Annotated in this window: 9 protein-coding genes; 6 read left to right on the top strand and 3 right to left on the bottom strand. The window is 56.8% G+C overall.

What is annotated here, in order from left to right; translation table 11 throughout:
- The first annotated feature begins 351 nt into the window (after nt 1–351).
- The 6 genes from PCPL58_RS28240 to PCPL58_RS28220 all read left to right on the top strand — a co-directional run bounded on the left by PCPL58_RS28240 (nt 352) and on the right by PCPL58_RS28220 (nt 15,071).
- Nucleotides 352–2,055: a ShlB/FhaC/HecB family hemolysin secretion/activation protein gene (locus PCPL58_RS28240; protein ID WP_157893934.1), complete on the top strand. Its 1,704-nt coding sequence runs from the start codon at nt 352–354 to the stop codon at nt 2,053–2,055.
- Between the two features lie 24 nt (nt 2,056–2,079).
- Entirely contained in the window at nt 2,080–10,914 is an 8,835-nt protein-coding gene (locus PCPL58_RS28235; RefSeq protein WP_065350966.1) for a two-partner secretion domain-containing protein, read from the top strand.
- 9 nt (nt 10,915–10,923) lie between these two features.
- On the top strand, nt 10,924–11,334 hold the full coding sequence (locus tag PCPL58_RS31290; RefSeq protein WP_144106548.1) for a hypothetical protein: 411 nt from the start codon (nt 10,924–10,926) through the stop codon (nt 11,332–11,334).
- Nucleotides 11,335–11,470: 136 nt separating this feature from the next.
- The gene (locus PCPL58_RS32850) at nt 11,471–11,590 is read left to right on the top strand and encodes an HNH endonuclease (RefSeq protein WP_110455622.1); all 120 of its coding nucleotides are present in this window, start codon (nt 11,471–11,473) and stop codon (nt 11,588–11,590) included.
- 1,119 nt (nt 11,591–12,709) lie between these two features.
- Nucleotides 12,710–12,955 carry a hypothetical protein gene (locus PCPL58_RS32475; RefSeq protein ID WP_017683954.1) on the top strand — a complete coding sequence of 82 codons (246 nt, stop codon included), beginning with the start codon at nt 12,710–12,712 and terminating at the stop codon, nt 12,953–12,955.
- Between the two features lie 550 nt (nt 12,956–13,505).
- On the top strand, nt 13,506–15,071 hold the full coding sequence (locus tag PCPL58_RS28220; protein WP_044310946.1) for an Hsp70 family protein: 1,566 nt from the start codon (nt 13,506–13,508) through the stop codon (nt 15,069–15,071).
- 677 nt (nt 15,072–15,748) lie between these two features.
- Here the strand turns inward: PCPL58_RS28220 and PCPL58_RS28215 are convergent.
- The 3 genes from PCPL58_RS28215 to PCPL58_RS28205 all read right to left on the bottom strand — a co-directional run bounded on the left by PCPL58_RS28215 (nt 15,749) and on the right by PCPL58_RS28205 (nt 18,710).
- A complete protein-coding gene (locus tag PCPL58_RS28215) occupies nt 15,749–16,555 on the bottom strand; it encodes an isocitrate lyase/PEP mutase family protein (protein ID WP_065350965.1) in 807 nt (268 codons plus the stop codon).
- Nucleotides 16,556–16,653: 98 nt separating this feature from the next.
- The gene (locus PCPL58_RS28210; protein ID WP_065350964.1) at nt 16,654–17,379 is read right to left on the bottom strand and encodes an NAD-dependent epimerase/dehydratase family protein; all 726 of its coding nucleotides are present in this window, start codon (nt 17,377–17,379) and stop codon (nt 16,654–16,656) included.
- Nucleotides 17,380–17,729: 350 nt separating this feature from the next.
- Nucleotides 17,730–18,710 carry an SdiA-regulated domain-containing protein gene (locus PCPL58_RS28205; protein ID WP_065350963.1) on the bottom strand — a complete coding sequence of 327 codons (981 nt, stop codon included), beginning with the start codon at nt 18,708–18,710 and terminating at the stop codon, nt 17,730–17,732.
- Nucleotides 18,711–18,715 lie beyond the last annotated feature (5 nt).

Raw genomic sequence — 18,715 nt, 5'->3', positions numbered from 1 at the left:
TCGTTTTCCCTCAGATCCGTGATGGGAACGAAAGGCCTTGAAGCTTCCATATGCTCAAGCGACCGGTCGGGGTCGCGGCGGTTAACACCGGGACTGTCTGATCGAGCGGTCCATTAACTCTTTACATACCGCAGCGTGGCCAGAAGTGTGCGATTCACTAGGAACTGCATAAGTAATCAGAAATCAGCGCCAAAATAGAAATTGATGGGAATTTTCTGATATCTATGTAGTCTGTTTCACGATGGTTACACGTGATGCCAATTTGCCGCTATCTGGCATGGCACTGAACGTCGTATTGACCAATCCCGAACAGGCGTACCTCTCGCCACTAGCGCTTCTAATGGAATATTTATGCTTGCCTTTAAAAGGACATGGCTGGGTTTGTGTGCGCTGCTCTTGGCCACAGGAGCGTTGACGCCTGTTCAGGCTGCAACCCCCGGCGAACAGGATCTCATACGTGATCGCCAGGACCGCTTGCTCGAAGAGCAGCGCCGTCGCCTGGAAGAGCTAAAGGACCTGCCCGGCAAGCAGACCACGCCGACAACACTCGCCACGCCCGCCGACACCCGCTGCTTCACTATCAATCGCATCGAACTCAAAGGCGCGGATTCCTTGTCGCCCGCTGAGCGTGATGCACTGATCAAGCCGTTTCAGGGCAAATGCCTGGGCGTGGCCCAGCTCAATGAACTGCTGAAGGCCATCACCGACCATTACATCGACAAAGGTCTGGTGACCACTCGGGCCTATCTGCCGCAGCAGGATCTGTCCAAGGGTGACCTGCAGGTGCTGGTCATCGAAGGCAAACTAGAGAATCTGCGCAGTGACGCTGCCAGCGGCCTCTCGGATCGCGAACTGGCCATGGCCTTTCCGGGTAAAGAGGGCGAGTTACTCAATCTGCGGGAAATCGAGCAGATGGTTGATCAGCTCAACCGCCTGCCGTCCAATCAGGCGCAAATGGAACTGACTCCGGGCCAGGCTGTTGGCGGTAGCGATGTCGTGGTCAAAAATACCCCGCAGAAGCCTTGGCGTGCCAACCTTTCGCGCAATAACGAAGGCCAGCGCAGTACTGGCGAGCAGCAGTGGAACGTGGGTCTGGACTGGGACAGCCCGCTGGGTCTTGCCGATCAGTTGAGTCTGCGCGGCGGTCATGATGCGGTCAGCGACCACCAGCAAGCTTCGCACAACGGCCTTCTGTCATACAGCCTGCCGTGGGGCTGGTGGACTTTCAGCTATCTGTATAGCGAAACCGAATATCGCTCGCAGGCCGAAGCCGATGGTTTCAAGTTCAAACAGAATGGCGACAGCCAGAACCATCAGTTTCGTGCCGAGCGCGTGATCCACCGCGATTCGGTCAGCAAGACCTCGCTTAACGCTGGTCTCGCGTACCTGCGCACCAACAACTACGTCGAGGACAGCAAGCTGGCCTTGAGCAGCAACCGCATCACCGAAGCACAATTCGGCATCAACCACGGCCGACGAGTCGGGCCTGCATTCGTCAACATTGACCTGGGCATGCAGCAGGGCATCGGCTTACTGGATGCTCAAGGCAATCACGATCCGGGGCCGGGCGAGGCCGATGCGCGCTATCGCAAATACACCGGCACCATCAGCTACCTGCATCCGTTTCAGCTATGGGGCGAAAATCTGGCCTTCACCAGCCTGGCCACAGGGCAACGCAGCGAGGACGTGCTGTTCAGTCCGCAACGTCTGAGCCTTGGTGGTTCGTCATCGGTACGCGGTTACAAGGACGAATTTCTGTCCGGCGACAGCGGCGGCTACTGGCGCAACGAAATACGTCTGACGCGTCCGGTTGCGCTCGACTGGCTACGCCCGGTGTTCACTGAATACGGCGCTGCTGCTGGCTACGATCAGGGGGTTATCCGCAATGATCGTTATAACGGCCAAAACCATGGTCGGTTGTCCAGTAACTCATTTGAGTTGTTTACCCGCGGCCAGCACGTCGCTGCGTCCGTCACCTTTGCCCATTCCCTGGAGCGTCCCGACGTGATCGAGCGCGAAGCGCCGATCTATTTCCGCATGGACTTTTTCCTTTAATAACGCTGCTCCGAGGTCGCCCACATGGACTTTCATCAAATGGCTCTGCTGGCACGTCAGCCGTCCGCTGCGGTAGCCGAGCGCTTGAAATTCATGGGCATACCCAAACGTTTGCTGGCATTACTGCTGGCCAATGTCATGTTCTGGCAACCGATCTGGGCGCAGGCCGACGGGATAGCAGTCAGCGGTACCACCAATACGTCCGTAGGCCAGGCAGGCAACGGTGTGCCGGTCATCAACATTGCCGCTCCCAACGCGGCAGGGCTTTCGCATAACCAGTACCAGCAGTACAACGTCGACAGCAAGGGTGTAATTCTCAACAACGCCACCAATGCCATACAAGCCACACAGCTGGGCGGCAATATCCTTGGCAATAATCAGTTAGGCGGGCGCGCCGCAAGCACCATCCTCAATGAAGTGACCGGCGCCAACGCCAGCCAGTTGAATGGGTACACCGAGGTGGCCGGGCAGGCAGCCCGCGTGATCATTGCCAACCCTTATGGCGTCACCTGCAGCGGCTGCGGCTTTATCAACACGCCTCGTGTCACCCTCAGCACTGGCAAGCCGGTACTCGATGCGAATGGCAAACTCGACCATTTTGCCGTGGACGGCGGCAGCGTCACGATTGATGGCAAAGGCCTGGATGCAAGCGCAGTCGACCAATTCGATTTGATCACCCGTTCTGCGAAGATCAACGCCGATATCTACGCAAAACAACTCAACATCGTCACCGGTGCCAACGACGTCAACGCCGACACGCTGGCGACCACACAGCGTGCTGCCAATGCCGCCGACAAGCCGCAACTGGCCATTGATTCCTCTGCGCTTGGCGGTATGTACGCCAACGCGATCAAGCTGGTCGGCACCGAACAGGGTGTCGGCGTAAAGACGGCAGGCAATATGGCTGCCAGTGGCGGCGATATTCAGATAGACGCCAACGGTCACCTGAACATGGCGCAGGCCTCGGCGCAGGTTGCGCTGAACGTCAATGCACCTAGCGTCGAAATGACCGGCAAAACCTATGCGAGCAGCGTTAACGTGCGCACCGCCGGCGAGCTGGTCAACCAGCAAAGCCTGGCGGCACGCGAGCGGGTCGAGATCAACGCGGGCAAAGTCACTAACGCGGGGACCATCGCTTCGGGCATCGAAGCCGACAACAGCCGCAACGCGAGCGGTGACGTCACGATCAACGCGCCGGTGGTCGTCAACACCGGCAGCATCGAAGCCAGTCGCGCACTGACTATCAATGCGGCTCAGACCCTCAACAACCAGAGCGTGGTGCAGGGCGGCGCGGTCAACCTGGCCAGCGGTCAGATCATTAATCAGGGATTGGCGGCACGTCTCGTTGGTGAACAGTCGCTGTTCATCTCGACCCCGGCCATCGTCAACCTGTCCGGCGTGATTCGTTTTGCTACCGGGCAGGCGGCCAGCCTGCAACTCGACAGCCTTGAAAACCGCGAAGGCCTGATTCAGGCAACGGGCGGCAGCCTGGCGATCAGCGCGGGCGCACTGGACAACAGTGCCGGTCAGGTCGACGCCGGTAGCCTTACGGTTGCGTCCACCACACTCAACAACCGCTCCGGCTTGTTGTCAGCTCGTGCGGGCGATGCACGTGTGACGGCGCGCAACACGCTGGATAACACCGGCGGCACCGTTCAGGCGCAGAACCTGTTGAGCGTCACCGGTGGCAATGTTCTTAACCAGAGCGGCAGCCTGCTGGGGACGAGTATCAACGTGACTGCTCCGGGCGCGCAAATCGACAACCGTAGCGGCCTGATTCAGGCATCTGGCGGCAGCCTGACGATCGGTGCGGATGCGCTGGATAACAGTGCGGGTCAGATTGACGGCAATAGCCTTACCGTTGCGTCCACTTCGCTCAATAATCGCTCCGGCCTGCTGTCGGCCCGTGCGGGCGATGCATGGGTGATGGCGCCCCGCACACTGGATAACACCGGCGGCACCGTGCAGGCGCAAAACCTGCTGAGCATCACCGGTGGCAATGTCCTTAACCAGACTGGCCGCCTGCTGGCGGTCACCGGCAATCTCGACCTTAACGCGACAGGCTTGGATAACCGCAGCGGCAGCGTGCTGGGGGCCGGCGTCAACGTAAGCGCGCCCGGTGCGAAGATCGATAACCGTGGAGGCAGGATCGTTGGTGACCGTATCGACCTGAACGCCGCCGGTCTCGACAACCGCGAGCAAGGCCTGCTGGCAGCCGGCACGCAGGGCATGGCCCTGAGCTTTGCCCCGACGGCGAGCCAGGCTCAGTTGCTCAACCGCGGCGGCCAGATTCAGAGCGATGCCGGCCTGCGGGTCAGCGGCGCATGGCTGGACAATAGCGCCGGTACGCTGCTTGGTCAGAACGTGCTGATCGACGCACCACGGCTTATCAACGACAACAACGGCGCAGTGGTCAGCAATGGCGGCGACGTGACTCTGAAAGTCAGCAACCTGCTGAGCAACATGACCGGCATCATCGATGCGGGCAGCAGCCTGGTCACGATCAGCGGTTCGTCTGACCTCAACAACCAGGGCGGCAGCATTCGTGGCAAACAGCTGAGCCTGCAAGCAACCACCCTGCGCAACGGCCAGCAAGGCCAACTGGTCGCGGGCAGCGGCGGGCTGATCTACACCGGCGGCGCGCTGGATAACACCGGCGGTACGCTGCTCAGCAGTGGCGGCACCACGCGACTGGAATTGGGCAGCGGCACCGTCAGCAACGTCGGCGGCACGATTCAGGGCGACACGGTAAACATCACCGCCGCTTCGCTGGACACCAGCAGCGATGGCAGCAAGGCGGGCATGGTCTCCAGTCTGGTCGACAGCCTGACCTTGAACGTGGGCTCGCTGACCAGCAATGCGGGCAAACTCTTCGCCAAGACCTCGCTGGTATCGACTGGCACCACACTGTCGAACATCAATGGCGCCCAGCTCAGCGGTGACAGCGTCAACCTCACCGCCACCAACCTGGTCAACCGCGGCGGCCTGATCGAATCCAATACCACGCTGAATCTGCAAGGCGGCTCGCTGGACAACACCTCGGGTCAACTGCGCGCTTTGGGCAACGTGGTCAATAACAATGCTGGCATCAACAACACAGGCACCGGCGCACTGCGTGCCCTGACCACCGACACCAGCACTTTCGATTTCACCGGCAGCATCATCAACCAGAGCGGCCGTATCGAAGTCGGCAACACCGACTTTGCTCTGAAGGCAAATGCTCTGGACAACCGCGCAGGCAGCATCGAGCACGCCAGCACCGGCCTGTTGACCCTGGACTTCAATCGGGTGAGCGGTGCGGGCGGCAGCATTACCGCGCTGGGCAGCGGTGACTGGAATTTCGGCGCTGTCGACGGGCTGGGCAATGTGCAGCTCAACAACGCCTTGACCTACACCAGCGATTCGTTGGCGCTGCTGGCCGGTGACCGGCTGGCCAGTGGCACCGGTCTGACCCTCAACCTGAACAGCCTCAACAACGGCGGCGAACTGCTCAGCGATGGCGACCTGACCCTCAACCTGAAAGGTGATCTGACCAACAGCGGCCGCCTGTCTGCGCAAAACCTGCTGACCATTACCGCCAACAACGTCAGCCAGAACGGTGGCCGTATTGGCGCGGGCAGCGACACGCGCCTGAACCTCAGCGGCACCCTCGACAACCTCGGCTACCTGACCGCTCGCCAGAACATGCGCATCGACGCGGCACAGATCGACAACCGCGGCACATTGGGCGCACAGGGCGCCGTTAACCTCAATGCCAGCAACGCCCTCACCAACAGCGCTGATTCATTGCTGTTCAGCGGCGGCGCCATGGCCTTGCGCACCGGCACGTTTAGCAACCTGTACGGCGACGTTTACAGCCGTGGCGATTTGAGCGTGGCCAATCTTGACGGCAGCGCCGCACAACGCTTCAGCAACCTGTCCGGCACGGTGGAAAGCGAAGGCGCAATCACCATCAATGCCACCGCTGTGGAAAACGCCAAGGCCGAGTTCGAGCTGGGCCAGAAAATCGTCAGCGGCAGCCTGAACTGGCAGTGCGGCCAGCATTGCGACGGGCATGACTCGTTCAAGCGCGGCGCCATTACCATTGAGCAGACGCTGCTCGAAACCGCCGTCAAGGATTCCCCGTCAGCCCGACTGGTCGCAGGCAAGGACCTGACCATTCAGGCGGGTAACGTCCAGAACCGTTACAGCCTGCTGGCCGCCAATGGCAACCTCAGCATCACTGCCAACGACTTGCTCAACCAGGGCGCCTCAGAGCGCACCGGGCAGAACAGCATCTCGATCGGTACACCAGGTCGGATCGACACCGGCTACTGGGACCAGATGGAGTTTGTCGACATCCCGGCCTTCAAAGCCGCTGTGGCTGCTGGCAACTTTGACTTGGCACGTTTTGAAGTGCTGAAGGCTCGTTCCTCCGACAGTCGCTTTGAAGAACAAAGCAACGTCACTGTGTGGACAGACAGCCCGCAGCCCAAATACGCCGCCACGCTTCAGGCGGGTGGTACGGTCAACCTGAACGTCGCCCGCACTGTGCAAAACGGCTCGCTGCGCGCCAACAACACCCCGGAAATACTCACCGGAAAGCTGGGTGAGGATCAGACAGGTATCAAGGTCGGTGGCATCGACATCACCATCAACAAACAGGCCACCGACGCGAGCACTGCGACCGTGGCGTCGGTCAAGCCCGTCCAGCGCGTCGCCGCCGATGGCAGCGTGCAGACCGTTTTCACTCCGGTGGACTACAGCGGCATTCCGTTCGCCGCCGTGGACCCGACCGCTGGCGCGACCTTCCAGCTGCCCAAAGGCGATTACGGACTGTTCATTCGCAACCCCGATCCGACCAGTAACTACCTGATCGAAACCAACCCGAACCTGACCAACCTGTCGCAGTTTCTTGGTTCCGACTACATCCTCAGTCGCCTCAACATCAACCCTGACAGCAACTGGCGTCGTCTGGGTGACGGCCTGTACGAACAGCGCCTGATACGCGACGCAGTACTGGCACAAACAGGACAGCGCTTCCTCGCCGACGGCCTCACCAGCGATTACGACCAGTATCGCTATCTCATGGACAACGCGCTGGCCAGCAAAAGCGCCCTGAATCTCAGCCTCGGCGTCGCGCTGAACGCCGAACAGGTCAGCGCCCTGACCCACGACATCGTGTGGATGGAAAACCGTGTCGTCGACGGCCAGAAAGTCCTTGTACCGGTGCTGTACCTGGCACAGGCAGACTCACGCAACCTGCGCGGGAACAGCCTCATCCAGGGCCGCGACCTGAACCTGATCTCGGGCGGCGACCTGATCAACGTAGGAACCCTGCGCGCCAGTAACAACCTCAACGTCAGCAGCGGTGGCAGCATTTATCAGGGTGGCCTGGTAGACGCGGGCAATAACCTGCAGATGATCGCGCAGGACAGCATTCGCAACGCGATGGCCGGCGAGATTCGTGGCGGACAAGTCAGCCTCACCGCCGTCAAAGGCGACATCCTCAACGACCGCACCGCCATCCAGGTGCGTGACGGCGCGGGTATGCGCACCGTAACCGACGCGGGCAGCACCATCACTGCCCGTGAAAACCTCGCCCTCAACGCCGGTCGCGACATCACCAACTACGGAGCCATGAGCGCTGGTGGCGATCTGTCACTCAAGGCCGGCAACGACATCAATCTGCTGGCCAAAACCGACAGCAGCGAAAAGCACGAACTGTTCGATGGCGGGCACAAGTCGGTCATCACCACGGATGTGAAAAACCTGGGTTCAACCGTTACAGCGGGCGGCGATCTTGGGATTGATGCGGGGCGGGATATCAATGTTCTGGCCAGTCAGGCCAGGGCGGGCAACGACCTGAGGCTGGCAGCAGGTCAGGACATCAACGTCAGTTCGGCGGGCGATGTTCACAACATCGCGACCAAAACCAAGGACGGTAAAAAACGCATCACTGAAGCCAACGACCGCACCACCCAGCTCGCCAGCGAGCTGACAGCGGGCAACAACGTGAGCGTCCAGGCTGGCCGCAACACCACGCTTGTCGCCAGCAAGATCACCGCCGGCAACGAAGCGTACCTGTACAGCGGCAACACTCTGAGCCTGCTCGCTGCGCAGGACAGCACACACACCCTGTACGACATGAAGGCAAAGGGCAGCTTCGGGGCGAAAAAAGCCCAGCGCGACGAAGTCACCCAGACCACCAACGTCGGTACTGAAATCCGCACTGCTGGCAACCTCACACTGGGCAGCAACGGCGACCAGCTGTACCAGGTCGCCAAGCTGAACAGCGGCCAGGACCTGACCCTGCAAAGCGGCGGCGCGGTCACCTTCGAAGGCGTGAAAGACCTGCACGACGAGAGCCATACCAAGAGCAAGAGCGACATGGCCTGGTTCTCGATGAAAGGCAAAGGCAACACCGACGAAACCCTGCGACAGAGCAAACTGGTCTCCCAGGGCCAGACCGTGATCCAGGCCGTAAACGGGCTGAAGATCGACGTCAAGCAAGTCAATCAGCAAACCGTCAGCCAGACCATTGACACTATGGTCAAGGCCGACCCGCAACTGGCCTGGATCAAGGAAGCGGAGAAGCGTGGGGATGTGGATTGGCGGCAGGTGAAAGAGCTTCACGACTCGTTCAAATACAGCCACTCGGGCATGGGCCAGGGAGCGATGCTGGCGGTGATCATCATCGTCACAGTTTTAACGGCAGGCGGGGCGAGTGCGCTGGCAGGAGGCGCAGCAGGTGCGACCGCAGGTTCGGGAAGCGCCATGGCGGCAGCAACCACCACTCAAGCTCTCGCAGCTGGCGCTTCTTATACAGCTGCCGGCTGGGGTAACGTAATGGCCACGGCAGCACTGACGTCTATGGCTAGCACCGGCGCGGTGAGCGTCATCAACAACAAGGGCAATCTGGGCACTGCTCTCAAGGATACCTTTGGCAGCGACAGCCTGAAGAACGCCACCATTGGCGCATTGACTGCCGGTGCGTTGAACTATGCCGACAGCACCTGGTTTCAGGGTGCAAGCCCGGCCAACGGAAATGGGGCGAAGGTCATCACAGGTGGGCCGGTGCAAAATCCGGGTTACTCCAGCGAATGGCTCAGTTGGCAGAAAGCGCAGGATGCAGTCGTGCGCAGCGGCACGCATGCGGTTATCGAGAGCGGCATCTCCACGGCCATTAACGGCGGTAGCCTGAAAGACAATCTGGGCTCTGCGTTGGTATCGCAAGGTTTTGATCTGGCAGCTGCCGTTGGCAACAAAAACCTAGGTGACTTTGCAGACTACATGGATCTGAGCCCCGGCTCGGCAGAGAAAATCTTTCTGCACGCCATGCTGGGCGGCGCACTGTCAGCCGCCCGTGGGGGAGACTTCAAAACCGGCGCAATTGCTGCCGGAGCGGCTGAGGGGCTGACGGGCGTCGCGACGGATAATCTCGGCAAATACCTGGACACCCGTTTTGTGACGGACGATCAGTTCCGGGTCGCGACGGCCCAGATCGTCGGCATTGCGGCGGGCTCACTGGTGAACGGCGATCCGAATGAGGCTGCGTGGGTGGCGGGGAATGTTGAGCGTTATAACGAGCAACTGCACCCGAGGGCGGTGGAGCTGATCAAGAAGGAAGCGCCGCAATTCGCGGCTGACACCAATATCTCCCCAGCAGAAGCCGAGCAGCGTCTGGCCCAAGCTGCGGTCTACTACACCGACAAGAACTGGAACGGAGTGATGACCGAGAACGGCACGGTGCCGGACGCAACCACCCTTAAATATCTGGGTAACGCATTGGCACCAATGGCTGGCCAATACGCTGCGTCAACTTCATCCGATGTGCCGACTACACAGGCTGAAAGAGCATACAACCCGGCTGAAACGTCCACGCTGCTCGACCAGTTTGCGGAGACCAATCCAGCAAGGTACACCGACACTTCAATCAACTCGATCAACTTTCAGGGTGCTTATACTGGGGACCTGACGTACGACTACTCCCGTTTCTACGACAGAAACATCGCAGTTTCCTACGACTTGGGTAATACGGTCAGTAGTGGGCTCTCGGGCACATGGCAGGGCACCAAGGCAGCTATTTCCAATACAGTGAATTCCGCCTGGTCGTTGTTGAACAGCCCGATGCAGAGCAGTGAGCAACTGGCCAATGGCGTGATGTCATTGACCAAAAACCCTCTGACATCCGCATGGAACAGTCTGGAGTCAAGCCAGAGCGAGGAAGGCCTGGCAACTGCTTTCCAGATGCAGGGCAATAACGAAGCGGCTGCTGCGATCCGAAATCAGGGCAATGTGGAGTTTGGGCTGAACCTTGTACCGGTAGAGCGGGTCGTTTCGCTGGGTAAGTGGGGAGCGGTTGCCAAGGGGGGTGACGAATTCGGCTTTGCAGGAAAGTCTACCGAAGAGCTTTTTGATACGCCGCCTATCAAGCCGATTCCGGTTCCCGGAGATTCCGACTTTGTAGGGCCAAAAGCCCAATCTCCCTCAAAAATTGCGGCAAGCTGGCAAGGATCTGATCCTTATTTTGGTGTAGACGTCTATAGTGATGTTAAACTTCGCGAGGGAGATTTAGTTGTTGGCGCAGCACCAGGTCAGTCACCCTACTACACAACGATACAAGGTTTTAAAACTACAGATGGCACAGCTGCCGGGTATTACGATGGGCTTCAGATCGCCCCTAATACAACTAATCCAGCTTATCCAAAATATAGAAAAGGTGTGACTGTCTACAGGCTGAGTTCGGATGCGGATGCTGCATCGGGAGTCGCATTGGCTAACCCTAATCTGGGTACTGGAAATGTTGATCAGATATTCGTTCCGAATTTTGAGAATATACTTGTACCCCTGTATTCTATTCCTTTTAAAAGTAAGTGAGTGTCATCTATGGTAAATACTAAAGATGGTTATGTTTTAATTGATAATAAATTTACTCTTAAACCTCGGCTGACGAAGGTTGAGCTTGAAAAGGGATTGGGTGCTTATATCGAATCAAGCATTAATGGAGATTGGTCATCTTGTGTAAGCGGTCCACACATGGTTTTTGGACAAAGATCAAATATGCAGTTTGATTTTTATCGTGATGCACTGATTGGTTTTAAATTTACAGTTATCAGCTCCGTAAACTCTGATCTCAATGCTCTTAGGGAATTGCATGACAAAATTCTTGAAGACTTGCTAGGTAAGCCTAATAAAAAAAATGAGAATATGATTTCTTATGATTTTTTTTGGGGAGTTATAACTTCTTACCTGGATCCGAAAGGAGGCTCTTGTTGTGTTGGTGTGCGATGGAGTTGAGGTTTTAGAGCCTTTTATACAGTTTGCTCGTGCTTTAAAACAGCTTTGACGAGCAAGTATTTCCTAATTTTCGACTTGTACTTAGGCTCAAGTCGATATCAATGGTTTGACTGGAAGCTATGCTAAAGATGCAGCAATGGCCAACAAGGCGGTAGGTCTCAAAAGTACCCCGGATGGCTATGTATGGCACCACGTTGAAAATGCAAAAACTATGCCGCAGGTCGTAGCTGGACAGATCGCAGCGATGACTTCCTGAATGCCCACGGCAACGTTGTTCAAGCTGCGGATGCGAGCGTGGACACCGCCTCAGGCATTGTCGGTGGCGTAGGCAGTTATGCTGGCATGATGGCCGTGCCGCCGGCCTGCGTAGGCGTCGTGACCTGCGCTTTGCCGGCAGGCTTAGGCCTTTTAGGCACGCAGCAACTGGTGGGCGCGTGCGACTCGGGAAAGTCAGATCAACTCTGTCTTCACATCCGACCAGCCTGGTCGGGTAGAGGCTGCTTTTAACCTTGACACGTTCCCTGGCGAGTCGAGCATAACCAAGGACCTGGCGGCCAGCGCCGGTCACCAACTGTCTGAAGCATCGGCTGATGCCTGCCTGAGCTTGGCGGTTGGGGTAAACCTTCGCAGGAAATCAGGAGCATGTTCCGCTACCTGTGTCGCTGGCCGGGGCGAACTTGCGCCCGGCAGCATCGAACATCTGTGTTGAAATTCAGCACCCGCGCGGCACCGTCAAAGCGAACTGGCTCACTGAACATGCGGCTGAGCTTGCCGCTACTCGTGTTCATTGCGATGATACGACCCCCTGTGACTGGCGCAACGTGGAAGGTGGCAAGCAAGGATGGCAAGTCAAAAAGGTCGACTCAGGCCAGGAAAATGCAAAGTAGTGTTCTTCGATTTGGAGTTTTACGTTCCTGAGAAGAAGCGCACAGCATCGGGTTTCTGCTACAACCCATGGGACAAGGATTGCAGGTTCATCGGTGGCTCATTCCTGGTGGCTAATCCCGAGCGGGACTTCAGCATCGCAAAATCCGAGGTCTTTAAGAAGACCAAATCCTTCTGGCTATGGGAGCATGCGACAGAGAAGGAGATGCTTGAGCATATCTATGCCTTGCTCAAAACAGCTTGTGACCAGGTGAAAAACGCCCACGATGGTGCGGTGTCCGCAATTTTGTGCGGGATTGGAATTACCTCATCAGACATTCCGATTCTGTTCGAGCTGTTCAAACGCTTTCATATCCTTTCGAATCAGGAAGCCTTCGCGTTCCAAAACAGTTTTCGGGTCGTAGACCTTTCCCTGCTCGTTATCGGGACGTTCAACAACCCTAGCAACCTCTTATATCCAAAATCCAAAAATCACATTCTGAATAAATACATGTACGGGACGAAATTCGAGCCGGGCAAAAGCGTTTGGCAGCTCTATGAAGCCAAGAACCATGCTGAGATTCAGAGTCGCGTGCTGGATGAAGTCTATTCCACCCATAAATGTTATGAGTTGATTCAGTCAAAGTTCGAGTCGTTCAAGAAGCTTGAGGCAATGAACAAAAGGCAGGAGAAGCTTCTGAGCAAGGCCAGGGAAGCTGCGACTGAGGTTTCCTCTGAGGTTGAAGCCACTGACTGACGTCAACAAAGCACCCAGTGAACAGACTTTCAGGACTCCAGCATTGGAGGTAATGGATGTGCCCACTTTTAGCGGACACGACCGCCTTATCACCATGATGTACCTACGCCAATGACGCATTCAAGAGTGATGCCCGGACGACAAATGCAATATGCAAATTTTGCACATTGCTAACAGTTCATTATGCGTATGGTGGCCTTGTACTCTCTCGGACTTTGAAAGATGAGTTCGGCCGGACGCTTACCTGCGACATTGGCAGATGTGCAGTGGACGTGATCCGCACCAAAACCCCGGCGGGCTTGAAGCTTCGCAAGCTGGAGGGTGCCAGTGTCCAGTTTGGTGGAGGACCCACATGCATGGCACTGCACATCCAAGACAGAAATGATTTCAACTGGTCTAACGACTTTCATGACTCACCTCGCATGACCTGCCTTAACCTCAAGGCCGTTAACCAAGCGAGTGGATGGATTCTATCGCGATGAGCAGGTAGATTCTGTTGCACTTGCAGATGAGTTTAAGGGACTAGGCTGCGGCCAGACAGGAGTAGAGTGTGAAGATCGGTGTTGATTTCGGAACCAGTTTTTCCAGTGCGGCGTTTTTTGTAAATGGGGAGGTGCAGCCAATCACCTTTGGCAACGATCAGCAATTTCGCACGGCGGTGTTCTTTCCCGATCGCTACGTCGATCCCTCACAGTTTGTGCTGACGGCGAAGCATGAGCATGAGATCGACAGTGCTATAGCCACTCAGAAGAGCTTCTACAACTCTCAAATGGCCCTGTATAGAGCGCGCTTGGAGAGTATCGATAAAGGAGGCATGGCCGGCGGCTATGGTCGTGATGGCTATTCGGCTGCGAAGAAGGCGCTGTTGCGCGAGCGGGTGGCCAAGCCTAGGAAAGTTTCTGATGAGGATATTCGTCAATCGACTATCAACATGTTGCGCCGGCGCTGGGTCAGCATGCAGCGCGAGAGTATTGCCCAAGAAGGCCTTGACGTGCGCAAGGCCAATGGCATCTTTGGTGAGGATGCCATTGAGGCACTGTATAACGATGAGGACGGACGGATTTTCCAGTCCCCCAAGTCCATGCTTGGTTATCGTTTGGAACCGCATCATCGTGACGTGGTGGTCGGTGTAATCAGTCAGGTGCTAGCGCATATTCGTAACACTGCAAGCCGGCAGTTGAACAAGGAAGTCACTGCTGTCGTACTCGGGCGCCCCGTCGAGTTTCGCGGCACTGTCGGTAGTCGTGACGATCAGCAGACACAGGATCTGCTCGAGCGCGCGGCCAAAGAGGCTGGTTTCGCTGACGTCGAATTCCTGCGCGAGCCTTCCGCCGCAGCTTACGCTTACCACATGCAATCCCCTCATGCCCATGCTGCATTGATCATTGATATCGGTGGCGGAACCACTGATATCGCTTATGCCCAAGTAGGCGGTGAAGTAGCACAGCCGGTTATCCATCAGGTCTGGGGTCAGGGCTTTGGTGGTACCGATGTCGATGTCGATCTCTCCATCAGCGCGGCGATGCCGATGTTCGGCAAGGATGATAAACACGGCTTGCCCCTACACGCTTATCGCAGCGCTGCGCAGATCAGTGCTCTGAGCTTGCAACGTGACTTCGTTAAACAGGATTTGGCGCGGGTCATCGAGCCCTTCAAGACACGGCTGAAACGCCTGAAGGAAAAGGGCACCACCGTTCGGCTCAATCGAGATATTGAACAGCTCAAGATTGACCTGAGCGGCGATAGTTACGCAAGTCGGGAGCTGGATTACATAGAGCCTGAATTGAGGGTGACTGCAGACAGCAATGTGCTGGAAACAAGTACACGTCGTTTTCTAAAAGATTTTCGAATGCTGTTGCAGAAAGTTCGCGCAGAATTGTCCAACGCTGTGCCGGTGGTCTTCATGACGGGGGGGATGTCACGAGCACCATATGTGCAGGCATGCGTATGCGAGGTGTTTGCCGGATCAGAGGTGGTGATGGGTGATGCTTCGCTTGGAGTAGTGGCAGGGTTGGCACAGTTTGCCGCAGCACAGGGGCCGGGACAGCCTGCTCCACATACGTACGAAGGTGCGGACAAAGGGCTGAGCATTGAAGAAATCCTGTGTCGTGACTAGCGTATCCATACCGATGGCTGTTCGCACCGCGACTGACCAGTTTGAGATGCTAGATCAGCTTCAGCAAGGCAACCCCGTATTTTCGCAGATACGGGCGGATGCCGGATTTGGCCGTTTATCGGCACCAGGAGGAGGTTAAGAGCGATAGTCAGCCGTGATGACGGTTGGCAAAGCCGGTCCGCCCTATCGGCGAATCGAGCCAATTGATGGCTGTGAAATGCTCGCGACAGTTTTTAATACCTAGAGCAACTCATGGAATGGCCGTTTTTGGACGTAGCGACAGTTTTTGGAGCTGGTTTGGGTTTCAGCCATACCCCGTGTTTGCTAGGTTTTTCGCGACAGTTTTTATTCCTTAGCTTCACTTGATTTTCGAAAATTAAAACCGTGGCATGTGAATTAAAACTGCTGCAGATTTCTCTAAAATTGCCTCTTCGCTTATGCGGTTCTTTTTGGCGCCAGCCGCAACTAGCCGAGCAGCAAGGTTGCTGATGTGCTACTCGGCTAGCGCGACGTACAGTCGGCGCTGCTTCTTAGATCCGGGGTGGCGCCGTTTAACCGCTCGGTTCATGACCCGGTAGTGTGCTTCAGGACCTTTCCAAGCCAGCAGGCGTTTCCCCAGCACGCCTGGGCTGTGGCCCCTGGGCATCACCACATACTCTGCCTGTGGGCGTGTAAGTTTATCCACGCTCTCCCATTAATCCATTCAACTTTGCATACGTAAAACCCGTAAGCGCTTGCGTATCCAGCTGCCCGCGCTCGATGAAAGAGCGCGCCAGCCCTTCCAGCGCTCCATACAGAAACTCCGCAATACTGGAACCGGCGCTCAGGCGTCTAACGCCTAAGCGCTGCAAATCGTCGGGCGCCGACAGCCCGTCGCGGGCAAGCAGGTTCACCGGTAGCGTGCAGTTGTTGCACAGTGTGGAAATCTCGGCCGGTGTGACCATTCCGGCGGCGAACAGACCGTTGGCTCCTGCCTGTGCATAAAGCGCTGCACGCCGGATGATTTCATCGAGACGCTGTACGGGTGGCACCAGGCTTTTCAGGTAGACGTCACTGCGCGCATTGATGAATAGGTTAACGCCGTGCTTGTTGGCGACTTCTCGGGCAACTCCGATTTTGCGCACAAGTACCTCCGGTGGTGCGGAACCGTCTTCGATGTTGATACCCACGGCACCTGAAGCGACAACCGCTTCGACAACCCTGGCAACGTGTTGGAGGTCGTCGGAGTAACCGGCCTCAATGTCTACGGTCAGTGGGACGTGCAGTATTCGCGTCATGGATTCAACGCTGGCTGCCAGACGCGTAAGGGGGAGCTGGTTGCCATCGGCGTAACCATGCGCCCACGCCATGCCTGCACTGCTGGTGGCGATCGCGGTGGCACCCAATGACTCTACGACTTTTGCCCCGCCTGCATCGCTGACATTGGCCAGGATCAAAAGACCATGGTTGTGTAACTCATGAAAAATATTGTCCAGTGATTTCATAACACTTTCCTGTCTGAAAGTTGCCATCCATTGAGCGTGGTAGGCAAGCGACTGGAGATAGAAAGCCTGCCTTCGTACGGAGTAGCTGCGTTGGGGCGTCAAGCCTCCACGGTAGGAGACCACCCCAGTATGCGCTTGGCTTTTTCGTTGCTGACGGTCGGGCTGTCCTGAGTGATATTGAAAATACCACTTCGCTCTGTTTGCAACGCCAGCAGTGCGGCGCGTGCAGCGGCTTCTACATGCACAGGGCTGGTGCCTGTCGGCTCGTCAGTGCCAGTGCCGGGTCCGTATAACTGGCCATAGCGCAAGACGGTTCCGTTCAATGCAGGCTCGCTGAGCACTTGCTGCTCCAAGGCCGCCACACCCCCCACACTGATGCCACGGCTGCCGTGTGCCTCCACGTCCAGAGGACATGTTTCGAGATAAGGGGTGTCGCCTGGACGGTAGGCCCAGGCGATGCTTTGAGCTATCAGACGGGTAGCGCCAGCAGCTCGAGCGGCGGCTACCAGATTACGCGTTCCTTCTGTACGGATACGTGCGTTGTTCTCGACCGTTTTTGCCATCAATTCGGGACTTAGGCCACGAGGCAGATCTGTCAGTTGATGAATAACAGCCCATGGCTGGATGCGGACCAACTCTTCGTTTAAACGCTCGGCGTCATAGACATCAACCACCACTGCCGTAGCACCTGTGACCTCTATGTCCTTCACTTTTTCGGCGCGACGGGTAGCGCCATATACGCTGTAGTCCGCAGCCACCAAGAGCTTGAGCAGGGCTCTGCCGATTACACCGGATGCGCCGGCTACAAAAACTTTACGCGACATTGCACTCATCTCCTTGAGGTTTCATTGCAGAAGCAAGGCAGTCACTCGCCTGATACTGTGTCGATACCCTCTAATAAAAGCCGTGGATTCTATCGGGTCGGTTATCGACTAGGCCTAGGAATAGGCTCGACCTGACAGCGCGCTTGAGGATGCTAGATTATTTACTGTGATTAACTTTGAATCGAGTGACAATCAGGAGCATTTCATCATGGCAACTATCGCGAAACCCGATCTGTCACGGCTCACGTCCTGAGCAACTCGCACATTTTTCCGAATTCCATTAGCTCTCCCAAAAAAGACCCTACCCCCACTCCCCGAAAGTCATCCTCAAGGCCAGGCTTCTTCACTACCTATTCCGGCACTTTCGAAAACTTGTAAAACAGATTCGGCTCGCTCACGACGTACAGGTTGCCTGCGCGATCCATGGTCAGGCCTTCGGGTTGGGGGGCGCTGTGCTTGAGGTCGGAGAAGGTAGCCAGCAGTGATCGAATGCTGACGAATCGTCCCTTGCTGTCCAGTTCCGTGATCGAGTGCGACTGGTCGCTGAGCAGCAGTAAATGGCCGGTTCGCGGGTCGTAGTAGCCGTCTGAAAGGTCGCGTGCAGCGACACTTTTCGTGATCCAGTCCAGCCGGTCGGCAACTTTGATCTGCAAGCGGCCCTGATCGATGGAGTGCAGGACGCCGGAAACCTCGAACATCTGGCGTGGATCGCGTTCCTTTATCGCGAACAGGCGGTCGTTGGCGCGATCGTAGGTTACGCCTTCGAATCCCTTGTTATGAATACTGGGATTGATCAGTAGCGCAATGAACTGAGCTTCCTCGACGAGGATGGGGCGTGCCTGCGTCGGCAACGTGATGATGTCCAGTTGCTGGAGATCTTCATCGCACAGCACGATGCGTCCGTTGCCCAGATAAGCCACACCTTCGGTGTCGTCGAAACCGATCAATGGGTAGCGGGCGATTATGTCGCCGTTCACGTTCAGCGCCAGCAGTTGTATGCGGCCTTTGTTGGTCACTGCCAGCAGTCGGTCATTGTCGTAGTCGTAGGTGATCCCGGAGATATTGGCGACGTCCGGGGCAAGTGGTTTGGCGTCGATAACCACATGGAAATCCGGCAGCCAGATATTCTTGTCGGCTGCCGTGTTGCCCTTTAACCAGGTGCGACCGTACTGATACAGCTGTTGGTGGACCTGAAAGTGTGTCGACACGGCATAGGCCAGGATCAGCAGCCCGAGAGCACCTGCACTCAGCACGAGTTGTGCGAGTGATACCTGCCTTCGTGCGACGTTCGACCACGTCAGGCGCTTTGCCTTTATCGTTTCCAACTGCATGGCAT

This window comes from Pseudomonas cerasi (assembly GCF_900074915.1).
GTDB classification, from domain to species: domain Bacteria; phylum Pseudomonadota; class Gammaproteobacteria; order Pseudomonadales; family Pseudomonadaceae; genus Aquipseudomonas; species Aquipseudomonas cerasi.
Note: the sequence above shows the minus strand (reverse complement) of the source record. Positions and strands in the feature narration are given on the sequence as shown.

Coding starts and splice junctions, on each gene's coding strand:
- PCPL58_RS28240 (WP_157893934.1), top strand. CDS start 352: ATGCTTGCCTTTAAAAGGACATGGCTGGGTTTGTGTGCGCTGCTCTTG.
- PCPL58_RS28235 (WP_065350966.1), top strand. CDS start 2,080: ATGGACTTTCATCAAATGGCTCTGCTGGCACGTCAGCCGTCCGCTGCG.
- PCPL58_RS31290 (WP_144106548.1), top strand. CDS start 10,924: ATGGTAAATACTAAAGATGGTTATGTTTTAATTGATAATAAATTTACT.
- PCPL58_RS32850 (WP_110455622.1), top strand. CDS start 11,471: ATGGCCAACAAGGCGGTAGGTCTCAAAAGTACCCCGGATGGCTATGTA.
- PCPL58_RS32475 (WP_017683954.1), top strand. CDS start 12,710: ATGTACGGGACGAAATTCGAGCCGGGCAAAAGCGTTTGGCAGCTCTAT.
- PCPL58_RS28215 (WP_065350965.1), bottom strand. CDS start 16,555: ATGAAATCACTGGACAATATTTTTCATGAGTTACACAACCATGGTCTT.
- PCPL58_RS28210 (WP_065350964.1), bottom strand. CDS start 17,379: ATGTCGCGTAAAGTTTTTGTAGCCGGCGCATCCGGTGTAATCGGCAGA.
- PCPL58_RS28205 (WP_065350963.1), bottom strand. CDS start 18,710: ATGCAGTTGGAAACGATAAAGGCAAAGCGCCTGACGTGGTCGAACGTC.